Here is a 12,355-nt window from a genome sequence, read left to right as displayed (position 1 = left end):
TCACCGTGAGCGAGCCGCACTACGAGGTCCTGGGCCCGCTGGGGCCCCGCGCCGTCGGCGACGTCGCCGAGCACGAGCGTCCCTCGACGCTCGCCGGGCGTCGGGTCGCCTACCTGTGGGACGAGCTCTTCCGGGGCCCGGAGATGTTCGACGTGATCTCGGACGTGGCGCGCGAGCGGCACGGTGACGTCGCGTTCGTCGGCTGGGAGGAGTTCGGCAACTTCCACGCCTCGGCCGCCGAGGAGCGCCGCGTCCTCGAGGCCCTGCCGGAGCTGCTGCGCACCCACCGCGTCGACCTCGTCGTCGCCGCGGTGGGTGCTTGAGGCTCCTGCATGCCTGCCGTGATGCGGGCAGCGGCCACCGCCGAGCGCGCCGGGGTCCCGGCGGTCGCGATCGGCGGCGCGGGGTTCGAGGGGATGGGACGCGCGGTCGGGCGGTCGCTCGGCGTCGGGCACGTCCCGATCGTCAGCTACCCCGGCGTGATCCTCACCGACCCCACCGAGGTGTTCCGGCAGAAGATGCGTGAGCAGGTGGCGCCGGCGGTGGTGGAGGCGCTGGTGGCGGGAGCCACGACCGTCACGGAGGAGCCCGACGAGTCATGGGATCACGGCCCCACCGACGTCGTCGCCCGCGGCGACCTGGATGCGATCACCGAGGTCTTCGAGGCCCGCGGCTGGACCGACGGGCTGCCGATCGTCCCGCCGACCCCGGAGCGCGTCGCGGCGTTCCTCGACCACACCCGCCGCGACCCCGGCGACGTCCTCGGCGTCCTCGCGCCCGACCAGCGCGAGGCCACCGTCCGCAGCGTCGCGGTCAACGGCGTCATGGCCGGGTGCCGGCCGGCGGACCTCCCGGTGCTGCTGGCGATCGTCGAGTGCGTCGCCGATCCCGTCTTCCGGGTGCAGGACGCGGGGTCGACGCCGGGCTGGGAGCCCCTCGTCGTGCTCTCCGGCCCGGTGGTGGAGCGCCTCGGGTTCCACAGCGGCACCGGCGCGATGCGGGTCGGGCGGCGCGCGAACACCGCGGTCGGGCGCTTCCTGCGCCTCTACCTGCGCAACGTCGCCGGCCTGCGCATCCCGCCCGGGCAGACCGACCAGGGCGCGATCGCCTCGACCTGGCACGTCGCCCTGGCCGAGGACGACGAGGCGGTGCGTTCGCTGGGGTGGCCCTCGTTCCGCGTCGACCGCGGCTTCGACGACGGCGACAGCGTCGTCACCGTGCAGAGCGTCGTCGCCGTCAGCGCGCCGATCTACTCCGGCGGCGAGACGGCGGCGGACCACCTCGACGCGCTGACGACGATCTTCGGCAACGCCATCGGGCCGTGGGCCTACACCGGCCTGGAGTTCGGGGCGTTCCACCCGCTGCTGGTCCTGGGGCCGGCGGTCGCGAGGGCTCTCGCGGGCTTCGGTGTCGACAAGGACGGGCTGCGGGCGCACCTCGCCGAGCACATGCGGATCCCCGTGCGCCAGCTCCAGGCGTGCGCCTGGAACGTCGGCTCGACCAGCTTCGACCTCGACGCGTCCGCCGAGGCCGGCGAGCTCGACGAGAGGTACGCGGGCACCGACCCCGACCGGCTCGTGCCGATGGTGTCGCGCGCCGCGGACATCGGGATCGTGCTGGCCGGCAACGCGAGCCGGAACCAGTCGCGCGGCTTCGTGCAGAACCACGTGCAGGGTGTGCCGGTGAGCCGGCGGATCGAGGAGGAGTCGTCGTGACAACCGACCGGGACGTCGTGGTCGTCGGTGCGGGCATCGCCGGGCTGACCGCGGCCCGGGCCTGCGCGGAGCGCGGGCTGCGCGTCGTCGCCCATGACGCGCTCGCCCCGGGCGGGCAGCTGATCAACCTCGGTGCCCTCGCCGACTGGCCCGGCCCGCCGACCACCGGCCCGGACCTCATGGGCGCGCTGCTCACCGACGTCATGGACCGCGGTGTGGAGATCGCGTACGGTGAGGTCACGGGGATACGGGCCAACCCGCTGACCGTCGACGCGGCCGAGGGGCCGGTCACCGCGCGCGCCGTCGTCGTCGCCACCGGACGGCGTCCGGGACGCCTCGACGTCCCCGACGCCGACGCGTGGGAGGGCCGTGGGCTCTCGCACTGCGCGACCTGTGACGGGCCGCTGCACGCGGGGCGCGAGGTGGTGGTCGTCGGCGACGACGAGTGGACCGCGCGCGAGGCGCTGGAGCTCGCGGGGATCGCGAAGCGGGTGACGCTGGTGAGCGCGGCGCCGGGCTGGTCGGCGTTCTCGGCGGGCCGCCTGGCCGAGGCCGTCGAGGTGCGGGTCGGCGCGGTGAGTGCGCTCGAGGGCGACGGCACGCTCGGCGCCGTCCGGCTGTCCGACGGCGAGGTGCTCGAGGCGTCGGGCGTCTTCGTCTACACCCACGCCGACCCACGGTCCGAGCTGCTGGACGGCCTGCCCGCCGACGCCCCGGTCTGGGCCGCCGGCGACGTCACCGGCGCCGACCGGACCCTGCTGACCGCGGCCGCGGACGGGCTGCGCGCCGGGCTCGCGGTCGTCGCCCGTCTCGAGGAGGAGTAGCCGTGCGCATCGTCGACCCGACGTCCGGGATCGCGTCCGAGACCACCGCCGCGGTCGCCGCGTTCGCGTCGCCCGCCGGCGCTCTCTGTGGACTCTCGAACTCCAAGCCCGGCGCCCACGACCTGCTCGCGGCGATCGGGCGACGTCTCGCCGACGACCACGGGCTCGGGCCCAACGGGCTGGAGGCGAAGCCGAGCGCGGCCGTCGGCGCCGACGCCGAGCTGCTCGACCACCTCGCCGCGCAGTACCGGCTGGCCGTCGTCGCGATCGGTGATTGAGGCTCGTGCTCGTCGTGGAGTCTCCACGACTCGCTCGAGCTCGAGCGCCGCGGCGTGCGCTCGATCCTCGTCGTCACCTCGTCGTTCCTGCCGCTCGTGGCGGCCCAGGCGAAGGCCCGCCGCGCCGAGCCCCGGCTCGTCGTCGTCGACCACCCGATCGGCGGGCTGTCGCCCGAGGAGTTCGCCGGCCGCGAGGAGGCGGCGTACGCCGGGGTGGTCGCGGAGCTGCGCGGGATGGGGGAGTTGTGAGCGACGTTCTCGACCTGCCCGACGTCGACGACGCCTGGGCCTGGATGGCCGCGTGCGAGGAGCGCGGCTGGGGCGACGGGCTGCCGACGATCCCGCCGACCGAGGAGCGGGTGGCCGCCATGCTCGTGGGGGCACCGGCGGTCGAGCTGGGGCCGCTGCCGCCCCGGGGCGTCACGCCGACGCTGCGCTCGGTCGCGGCCAACGCGGTGATGGCCGGGTGCCGCCCGGCGGACCTCCCGGTGGTGCTCGCGGCACTTGCCGCCGTCCAGGACGAGGCCTACAACCTGCACGGTTCGCTCGCCACGACCCACCCGTGCGCGCCGATGGTGATGGTCTCGGGGCCGGTGCGGGACGCGCTGGGCCTGAACTCCGGCGGCAACTGCCTGGGCCAGGGCACCCGTGGCAACGCGGTGATCGGGCGGGCGCTGTCGCTGGTGCTCACCCACGTCGGCGGGGCGGCGCCCGGCGTCCTGGACCGGTCGACGCAGGGCTCCCCGGCCAAGTACACGTTCTGTTTCGCCGAGGCCGACTCGCCGTTCGCGTCGCTGGCGGAGCAACGGGGGTTCGCGGCGGGCGACAGCGTCGTGTCCGTCATGGCCGCCGAGCCGCCGCACAACGTCAACGACCACGGCAGCACCACCGGCGCGGAGATCCTCCTGACCGTCGCCGGGACGATGGCGCAGCCGGGATCGAACAACGTCTACGTGCGCGGGCCGCACCTGCTGCTGCTCGGCCCGGAGCACGCGGCGACGCTGCACCGCGACGGCTGGACGCCCGCGTCGATCCGGGCGCACCTCTGGGAGCACGCGCGCATCCCCGTCGCGCACGTCTCGGACGGCAACCGGCGGCAGTTCGTCGAGTGGGGGGTCTCGCCCGACGGCGATCACTACACCGTCAGCGACGACCCGGAGAACCTGCACATCGCCGTCGCGGGCGGGGCCGGCAAGCACTCGGCGTGGATCCCGTCCTTCGGCGGCACGGAGCTGGTGTCGCGCGCGGTCCTCCGGTGATCACGGTCCCGGAGGGCACCGACGTCGTCGAGGCCACCGCGTCCCTGCTGGCCGAGGGCGTCGGCGACGGGCTGCCGGTGGTGCCGCCGACGCCGTCGCGGGTGTCGACGATGCTGGCGGGCACCCCCGACACCGTCCTCGGTCACGTGCCGCCCTTGTTCGGGTCGCTGACACCACGGCTCGTGGCGACGTGCTGCGTGCTGGCCGGGGCGCCGCCGGCGGCCTTCCCGGTGGTGCTCGCGGCGGCGACCGCGTGCCTCGCGCCGGAGCTCAACCTGCTCGGCGTCGCGACGACGACCGGGACGGCGGCGGTGGCGATGATCGTCGCCGGGCCGGTCGCCACGCGGGTCGGGCTGACCCACGGCACCGGGATGCTCGGCCCCGGCCCGCACACGAACGGGGTCGTCGGGCGGGCGCTCGCGCTGACGCTGGCGACGGCCGGCGGAGCGTGGCCGGGCACGACGACGATGGCGACGACGGCCCAGCCGGCCCGCTACACGTGCTGCCTCGCCGAGGACCCCGACGGCCCGTGGGGCACGTCGCCGGACACGGTCACCGTCCTGGCGATCGGGGGCACCGCCGAGGTCCTGCCGCGCGACGACCGCCCGGATCCCGACGCCGTGCTCGACCCGCTCGCCGACGCGCTCGCCGGGGCCGTACGTGCCGCCGGCGACCCCGCCCGCGGCGCGGACCTGACCCAGGCCGTCGTCCTCCCGCCCGAGGTCGCCGCCCGCCTGGCGCCGAGCTTCCCGACCGCGGACGACCTGGCCGACGCGCTGCGCACCCGGGGCGACGCGGCGCTGGGGGGACACCCGTGCGCGGCGGCGATCCTCCCGATCGTCGCCGGCGGCCCCGGGATCAAGATGCTCCACCTGCCCGGCTGGATGGGCGGCAGCCGCGCGGTCACCCTCCCCATGTGAGTGAAATTGTGGGCTATAGCCCACAATTTCACTCACATACTCCGTTCGGACCCGCCGCCGCCGTCGGGGACCACCACGGTCGCCGCCGTCCCGACCGGCGCGCCGCGGACCGACACCCGGTCGACGACCTGGAAGTCCGCCCGCCACTCCCGCGGCGTCACCGTGCTGCGCACGTAGCCCCGCCGCCGGTCCAGGACCCGGATGTGCGGGTTCTCCCGCAGCAGCGCCTCGTCGCCGGGCGCGCGGGCACTGCCGTCGCCGAAGGAGCTGATCGACGTCGTCACCAGCTCGGTCGCGACGGGCCGGGAGTCCGGGTCGGTGAAGTCGGCGAGCACGTGAGCCGCGTGGTGGGCGTGCACGTCGCCGGTGAGGATCACGGGGTTGGGGGTGCGGGCGGCGACGAGGTGGTCGCGCAGGGCGTCCCGCTCCACCGCGCAGTCGTCCCACGAGTCCTCGTCGAGCGCGACGGAGGGACCGGCGGCGAGGTCGCGCGGGGCGAAGAACACCTGCTGGGCGAGCACGTTCCAGCGCGCCCGCGGCCGGGCGAGCCCGTCCCACAGCCACGCCCGCTGCCCGGCGCCGAGCAGGGTGCGCGAGGGGTCGCGCGGGTGCGCGGGGTCCTGGTCGCTGCGGAAGCGGCGGGTGTCGAGCAGGTGCATGTCGACGAGGTCGCCGAACGCCAGGCGCCGGTGCAGCAGCATGTCCGGTCCCACCGGGCGCTGGGCGCGGCGCAACGGCAGGTGCTCCCAGAACGCGCGGTAGGCGTCGGCGCGCCGCATCCGGAACACCGCGGGGTCGTCGTCGGGCTCGCCGTCGACCTGCGAGACGTCCCCGGCCCAGTTGTTCTCGACGTCGTGGTCGTCGACGGTGACCGCCCACGGGAAGGCGGCGTGCGCGGCCTGGAGGTCGGGGTCGGTCTTGTACTGGGCGTGCCGCACCCGGTAGTCGGCGAGCGAGAACGCCTCGGTGGCCGGGAGGTGGCTGCGGCCGATCCGGCTCGTCGCGGGGCTCTCGTAGATGTAGTCGCCGAGCCACACGACGAGGTCGAGGTCGTCGCGCACCATCGCGGCGTAGGCGTTGTAGAAGCCGTCCTGCCGGCACTGGCAGCTGGCGGCGGCGAACGCGAACCGGTCGACGCGCGCGCCGGGCGCCGGGGCGGTGCGGGTCCGGCCCACCGCGCTGACGTGCGGCCCGGCGCGGAACCGGTACACGTGGTCGGCCCGCGGGCGCAGCCCCGCGACCTCCACGTGCACGGCGTGCGCGTCCTCGGGCCGCGCCACCACGCTGCCCCGGGCGAGCACGCGGCGGAACGTGTCGTCCTCCGCGATCTCCCACGCGACGAGCACGGGCCGGTCGCCCATCCCGCCCCGCCCGTCCGGTGCGAGGGGGTCGGGCGCGAGGCGGGTCCAGAGCACGACGCCGTCGGGGGTCGGGTCGCCCGACGCGACGCCGAGGGTGAACGGGAACGGCGTGCCGGCTGCGGCGTCCGCGACGGAGACCCAGGGCGCCCCGAGCGTCACCGCCGCGCCGGTGAGCGCGACCGCGCCGCCGAGCAGCGTCCGGCGGGACACGCGGGCTCCGCCCATGCGCCTCCTCCGTCCGGTCGGATCGGGGTGCGCCGACGGTCGGTGCCGCTTCCCCCGCCCTCACCAACGGATGAGCCCTACCCCGCGGTTCGGACGTTCCGTGACCGGACCGGATCCGTAGCGTCACGACCGCTCACAGCGGGCGCACAGGAATCACCCAGCCCGGGCCGACGGGAGACTGCGAGGCTGACGCCCATGAACGCCGGGAGACGGAGCGCAGCGGAGCTCGACCGATGAACGCCGCCACCCGCGCCGACCTGCGCCGACCCGACGGCACACCGGTCCGCGCGCTCGTCGTCGACGACGAGCCGACGCTGGCCGAGCTGCTGTCGATGGCCCTGCGCTACGAGGGCTGGGACGTGCGCAGCGCGGGCGACGGCCTCGGCGCCGTGAAGCAGGGCCGGGAGTTCCGCCCGGACGTCGTGGTGCTCGACGTGATGCTCCCCGACATTGACGGCTTCGAGGTGCTGCGCCGGCTGCGCGCCGAGCACCCCGACGTCCCGGTCCTGTTCCTCACCGCCCGCGACGCCGTGGAGGACCGCGTCGCCGGCATCACCGCCGGCGGCGACGACTACGTGACCAAGCCGTTCAGCCTCGAGGAGGTCGTCGCCCGGCTGCGCGGGCTCCTGCGCCGGGCCGCGGTCGCCACGGCGGTCCGGGGCGACGCCACCCTCGCCGTCGGCGACCTGACCCTCGACGAGGACAGCCACGAGGTCGCCCGCGCCGGCGCACCCGTCGAGCTCACGGCCACCGAGTACGAGCTGCTGCGCTTCCTCATGCGCAACCCGCGCCGCGTGCTGTCGAAGGCCCAGATCCTCGACCGCGTCTGGAACTACGACTTCGGCGGCCAGTCGAACATCGTCGAGCTCTACATCTCCTACCTGCGCAAGAAGATCGACGCGGGCCGGGCGCCGATGATCCACACCGTCCGCGGGGCGGGCTACGTGCTGAAGCCGGCGGCGGAGTGAGACGCCTGCGGTCCCTGCAGCACCGGCTCGTGGTCTCGACGGTCCTGCTGCTCACCGTCGTCTTCCTCGTCGTCGGGGTCGGGGCGGCGCTGTCGCTGCGCGGCTACCTCTACCGCCAGCTCGACGACCAGGTCAGCGAGGTCGCCCGCTTCCGCAGCAACCCGCCTCCGGGCGATCCCGACCGCCGCCCGCCCCCGCCCGACGCGGGCGGCGGCTTCGTCGGCGGCGGCCCGGACCGGCCGGCCAACACCCTCGAGGTCACGGTCGACGACGGCCGGATCGTGCGGGCGGTCCTGATCGGCCGGCCCGGCACGAGCCGTCCGGTGGCGGCCGAGCAGGTCGCGCCCGCCATCGCCACGACGCCGGGGCAGCCACCGCACACCGTCGACCTCGACGGGCTGGGCACCTACCGCCTGGCCGCGGCGACGGGGAACGACGGCACGGTCACCGTCGTCGGCCTCTCGACCGACGCCCTCGAGAACACCGTCGGGGAGCTGGTCGTCCGCGAGGCGGTGATCTTCGGGATCGGGGTCGTCCTCGCCGCGGTCGCGGCCGCGTTCACCACCCGCCTGGCGCTGCGCCCGCTGCACCGCGTCTCCGCGACCGCGCGGCGTGTCTCCGAGCTGCCGCTCTCGTCGGGGGAGGTCGAGCTCGCCGAGCGGGTCCCCGACGCCGACGCCGACCCCCGCTCGGAGGTCGGCCAGGTCGGGGCCGCGCTGAACCGGATGCTCGGGCACGTCGGCGCCGCGCTCGCCGCCCGGCAGGACAGCGAGACCCGGCTGCGGCGCTTCGTCGCCGACGCCAGCCACGAGCTGCGCACCCCGCTTGCCGCGATCCGCGGGTACAACGAGCTCGCCGCGCGACGGGCCGACGAGCTGCCGCCCGAGGTCGCGGGCCTGCTCGAGCGGATGGGCTCCCAGACCCAGCGGATGACCGCGCTCGTCGAGGACCTGCTGCTGCTCGCCCGCCTCGACGCCGGGCGCCCGCTGGCCCGCGAGCCCGTCGACCTGACCCGGCTCGTCGTCGACGCCGTCACCGACGCCCACGTCGCGGCGCCCGGCCACCGCTGGTCGCTGGACCTGCCGGAGGAGGCCCTCGAGGTCGTCGGCGACCCCGAGCGCCTGCACCAGGTCGTCGCCAACCTGCTCGCGAACGCCCGCACCCACACCCCGCCGGGCACGCTCGTGACCGTCGGGCTGCACGCGGCGGAGGGCGGCGTGGTGCGGCTCGACGTCGTCGACGACGGTCCCGGCATCCCGCCCGAGCTGCTGCCGCACGTGGCCGAGCGCTTCGCCCGCGGCGACACCGGGCGGGCCCGCACCACCGGCAGCACCGGGCTCGGCCTCTCGATCGTCTCGGCCGTGGTCACCGAGCACGGCGGGCGGCTGGCGATCACGAGCCGGCCGGGCGAGACCCGGTTCTCGGTCGACCTGCCCGCCGGTGATCGTTCACCCGCCGATCCCGGGGTCGGCCTATCCTCCCGGCCATGAGCGAGCCCGCACAGGACGCCCCGGAGCCCGAGCGCCGTCCCGCGGTCCCGCCGGAGCCGCCGCCGATGCGCGCGTCCGACGCCGAGCGCGAGCAGGTGGCGGAGATCGTGCGCCGCGCGGTCTCGGACGGGCGGCTCACGATCGTCGAGGGCGACGAGCGCCTGCGCGACGTCTACGCCGCGACCTTCCGCCGCGACCTCGAGCCCGTCACCGCCGACCTGGAGCCGCTGCCGGGGAGCCCGGGTCCGTCCTCGTCGCCGGGGTCGTCGGGGTCGCCGGCCCGCCGTCCGCTCGGGCACCTCGAGCGGCCGTCGTCGACGTTCTCGGTGGCCGTGCTGTCCGGCGTGCAGAAGCGGGGCGAGTGGACGCCCGGGCACGCGCACCGCGTGATCGCGTTCTGGGGCGGCGCCGAGCTGGCGTTCCGCGACGCGCGCCTCGACGACGCGGGACTGACGATCGACGCGATCGCGATCATGGGTGGCGTGAACCTCGACCTGCGCGGCATCCCCGCGGGCGTCGAGGTGACGATCCGGGCCGTGGCAATCATGGGCGGGATCGACGTCACCGTCGACCCCGACACCACGGTCGTCGAGGAGGGCTTCGGCTTCATGGGCGCGTTCGAGGACGGCTCCGGGCCGGCGCGGTCCACCGACGGGCCGCGCGTGCGCGTCACCGGGCTCGCCCTCATGGGCGGGGTGTCGGTGAACCGCAAGAAGCTCGAGCTCCCCGGCCCCGACGACCGCCCCGCGATCGAGGGGTGAGCGCTACTCCGTCGCGTCCTTCGCGAGCAGCCGGTCGAGCTTCTCCTCGATCCGGTCCATCCGCCCGCTCAGCTCGGTCAGCGTGCGGAACGCCGTCGCGTCGGTGTTGAGCAGGGCGTCGAGCCCCGACATCCGGACCGGGGAACCGGGCACGCGCGACGGGTGACGCTCGCCCTCGAGCACGGCGGCGTGGAGCTCGGTGACGCGGAAGTCCAGCCACGACAGGAGGTCGCCGACGTCGATCGTGCGCCCGAACCGCGTGCGGACCCGCTGGCGCAGGACGTCGCCACCAGGGCCCGGACGGTGGCCGCTGCTCCGGTGGCGGCGGTGGTCGTCGCCGTCGAAGAGCTCCTCGAAGAAGCCGTCCTCCTCCTCGTGGTGATGGTGGTGGACGTGGTGCTCGCCGGGCGGGGGAGGGCCCGGGGGCGGTGGCGGGCCGGGCGGTGGGCCGGGCGGTGGCGGCTGTCCCCAGGGCTCGGTCACGGTCGTCGTCCCTCCGCAGGTCGATCGGGCTGGTGACTACTCTAGGTGACTGATCACCGGGAGGCGAGGGCGGCAGACGGGTGAGTGGCCTGGCGAGGTAGGGACAGCCCCCACCCGCTGTAGGGAGCACGCGATCGTCGCGGCGCCGGCCCGATCGGAAGCTGGTGGCACCCCGGCCGGAGCGGCCGGCCCACCCGAGGAGCCCCACGATGCACACGCCCCACCCGACCCGTCCCACCGGCCCGATGCCCGGCGCGGTCCGGGGACACGGCCATGCGTCCGCTCCGTCCCGGGAGGCCCCGCCGCCCCTGGCGGGTGCGGACGTGCCGCCGTCCCGCGGCGGGGGACGGCGGATCGCCACGATGGTCGTGGCCTCGGTCGTGGCCGTGAGCGCGGGCCTCGGCCTCGGAGCGCTCGTCGCCATGGCGACCAGCCCCGACGGGACGATCTCGGGCGCGTTCGCCCCCGCCTCGTCGAGCGAGTCGACCGGCGGCGCTGCGGCCGGCACCGAGGGTGCCCCGGAGGTCGGCGTCGTCGGCGACGGTGGGGCCGGGACCGGGACGGCCGGTGCCCCCGCGGCCGGTGGTGCTCCGGCATCCGGCGGCTCGGCGGGTGTGCCCGCGGCCGGCGGCTCGCCCTCGCCCGGCACGCCTGGCACGCCCGGCACCCCCGCTACCGCCCTGACCGGGCGATTCACCTACGACGGCTCGATCCTGCTCTCCGACGGGCGGGTCGTGGGCCCGGACGGCGTCGTGCGCTCGCCGGCGTTCCCGCTGCCCCACGGTGCCCACCGCGGCCCCGACGGCACGATCACGCTGCACGACGGCACCCTGCTCAACGCGAACGGCACGCCGCGCGCCGCGATCGTCATCCCGGCCGGCACCGTGAACACCCCGGAGGGCGGGCCCATCGCCGTCCCCGGCTTCACCATCAACGCCGACGGCACGCTGACCCCGGCGAACAGCGACGCCCGCGTCGTCTGGAACTACGACGGCACCGCCACGGTGATCACCGGCGGCCACGTCGACGTGTGGAACAAGGACGGCAACTTCGCGTCCCGCTACGACGCCAAGCCCGGCGAGACGGTGAACCACGACGGATCGATCACCCGCGCCGACGGCACCGTCGCCGACCCCAACGGCTCCACCACCCGCACGCCGGTCCACCTGCCGGGCGGCACGACCGTCGACCCGCATCACACGACCCCGGACGAGCCGGCCCAGCCCGGCGACCCGGCCCACCCGGCGCCGGACACGCACCCCGAGGGCACGCCGGCCGACGCGGACACGCAGACCCCGGCGGAGGAGGGCACCACGCCCGCGGAGACCGGGACCGGCACCGGGTCCGGGACGGGCACGCACACGCCGTCGGGCTCGGGCAGCGGGGCCTCGGGCTCCGGGACCTCGGGCAGCTCGGGCTCGGGGTCGGCGAGCTCCGGCGCCTCGGGCTCCGGCACCGGGACCTCGACCAGCAACTGACGCACGGGGTGTGTCAGCGGTGCGGCCACGCTGACGTTCAACGTCAGGATCGCCACACGCTCGCTGCACGACACGCCGACGAACGACGACCGGCGACCACCCCGCGAGGGGATGGTCGCCGGTCGTTCGTGTGTGTCGGGGCGGTCAGCGCTCGAAGCGCTTGGCCACGTCGTCGGCGAGCTGGGAGACGACGCGCGCCGCGGCCCCGGTCGCCTCCTCCGCCTTCTGGCGGGTGGCGTCGGCGACCTCGGCAGCCTTGTCCCCCGCCTGCTCGGCGGCGAGGCCGAGCTTGTCGCCCACCGAGCCCGCCTCGATCGTCGCGTCGGGCCCCGGCGTCACGATCGTCTCCTCGCCGGAGTCGAAGCGGACGCGGTAGGGCGGCCCGTCGTCGCCGATCACGGCCACGACGGTGCCGGTCCGGTCGGGGACGTCGGTGGTGTTGGAGTGCATGCGGATGCGGTCGCCCACGGACGCGCTCACGGGGGTCCTCCCTCTCGGACGGTGTCGGCGCACAGGTACCCGGAACGAGCGAAGGGCACCTTCGCTCGATCTACTCGATCGAAGGTGCCCTTCGCTCAGGAACCACCGGCGAC

12 protein-coding genes are annotated in these 12,355 nt (G+C 75.8%); 9 read left to right on the top strand and 3 right to left on the bottom strand.

The genetic code is table 11. The features are described 5' to 3' along the window. Positions 1-5 precede the first annotated feature (5 nt). The 5 genes from WCD41_RS05855 to WCD41_RS05830 are packed head-to-tail and all read left to right on the top strand — an operon-like array spanning position 6 to position 4,996. Complete coding sequence (locus WCD41_RS05855) at positions 6-1,715, top strand: UGSC family (seleno)protein (protein WP_444876297.1); 1,710 nt, start codon at positions 6-8, stop codon at positions 1,713-1,715. After that, positions 1,712-2,539 (top strand): NAD(P)/FAD-dependent oxidoreductase, encoded by an 828-nt coding sequence (locus tag WCD41_RS05850; RefSeq protein ID WP_337712457.1) that lies wholly within the window; start codon positions 1,712-1,714, stop codon positions 2,537-2,539. The genes WCD41_RS05855 and WCD41_RS05850 overlap by 4 nt, the downstream gene beginning before the upstream one ends. A gap of 2 nt (positions 2,540-2,541) precedes the next feature. Then, positions 2,542-3,066, top strand: coding sequence for a UGSC family (seleno)protein (locus WCD41_RS31230; RefSeq protein ID WP_444876296.1), 525 nt, complete (start codon positions 2,542-2,544; stop codon positions 3,064-3,066). Then, a complete protein-coding gene (locus tag WCD41_RS05835) occupies positions 3,063-4,076 on the top strand; it encodes a hypothetical protein (RefSeq protein WP_337712454.1) in 1,014 nt (337 codons plus the stop codon). Before WCD41_RS31230 ends, WCD41_RS05835 begins: the two co-directional genes overlap by 4 nt. Further along, complete coding sequence (locus WCD41_RS05830) at positions 4,073-4,996, top strand: hypothetical protein (protein ID WP_337712453.1); 924 nt, start codon at positions 4,073-4,075, stop codon at positions 4,994-4,996. The genes WCD41_RS05835 and WCD41_RS05830 overlap by 4 nt, the downstream gene beginning before the upstream one ends. 32 nt (positions 4,997-5,028) lie before the next feature. Here the strand turns inward: WCD41_RS05830 and WCD41_RS05825 are convergent, their stop codons facing one another. Beyond that, on the bottom strand, positions 5,029-6,582 hold the full coding sequence (locus WCD41_RS05825) for an alkaline phosphatase D family protein (protein WP_337712452.1): 1,554 nt from the start codon (positions 6,580-6,582) through the stop codon (positions 5,029-5,031). Between the two features lie 233 nt (positions 6,583-6,815). Here WCD41_RS05825 and WCD41_RS05820 point away from each other — a divergent pair, with 233 nt between their 5' ends. Genes WCD41_RS05820 through WCD41_RS05810 form a run of 3 tightly spaced genes read left to right on the top strand, consistent with a single transcriptional unit; the run spans position 6,816 to position 9,801 of the window. Continuing rightward, entirely contained in the window at positions 6,816-7,550 is a 735-nt protein-coding gene (locus WCD41_RS05820) for a response regulator transcription factor (protein ID WP_337712451.1), read from the top strand. A gap of 29 nt (positions 7,551-7,579) precedes the next feature. Continuing rightward, on the top strand, positions 7,580-9,040 hold the full coding sequence (locus WCD41_RS05815; protein ID WP_337712450.1) for a sensor histidine kinase: 1,461 nt from the start codon (positions 7,580-7,582) through the stop codon (positions 9,038-9,040). Beyond that, positions 9,037-9,801, top strand: coding sequence for a DUF1707 SHOCT-like domain-containing protein (locus WCD41_RS05810; protein ID WP_337712449.1), 765 nt, complete (start codon positions 9,037-9,039; stop codon positions 9,799-9,801). The genes WCD41_RS05815 and WCD41_RS05810 overlap by 4 nt, the downstream gene beginning before the upstream one ends. 3 nt (positions 9,802-9,804) lie before the next feature. Here WCD41_RS05810 and WCD41_RS05805 read toward each other — a convergent pair whose 3' ends face one another. After that, a complete protein-coding gene (locus WCD41_RS05805; RefSeq protein ID WP_337712448.1) occupies positions 9,805-10,284 on the bottom strand; it encodes a hypothetical protein in 480 nt (159 codons plus the stop codon). Positions 10,285-10,493: 209 nt separating this feature from the next. Between WCD41_RS05805 and WCD41_RS05800 the strand changes: the two genes are divergently transcribed. Beyond that, entirely contained in the window at positions 10,494-11,762 is a 1,269-nt protein-coding gene (locus tag WCD41_RS05800) for a sortase family protein (protein ID WP_337712447.1), read from the top strand. Between the two features lie 144 nt (positions 11,763-11,906). Here the strand turns inward: WCD41_RS05800 and WCD41_RS05795 are convergent, their stop codons facing one another. Further along, positions 11,907-12,242 (bottom strand): DUF1918 domain-containing protein, encoded by a 336-nt coding sequence (locus WCD41_RS05795; RefSeq protein WP_337712446.1) that lies wholly within the window; start codon positions 12,240-12,242, stop codon positions 11,907-11,909. Between the last annotated feature and the right edge of the window lie 113 nt (positions 12,243-12,355).

Source organism: Actinomycetospora aeridis (genome assembly GCF_037400275.1).
Lineage (GTDB): Bacteria > Actinomycetota > Actinomycetes > Mycobacteriales > Pseudonocardiaceae > Actinomycetospora > Actinomycetospora aeridis.
This window is presented reverse-complemented; position numbering and strand designations above follow the sequence as displayed.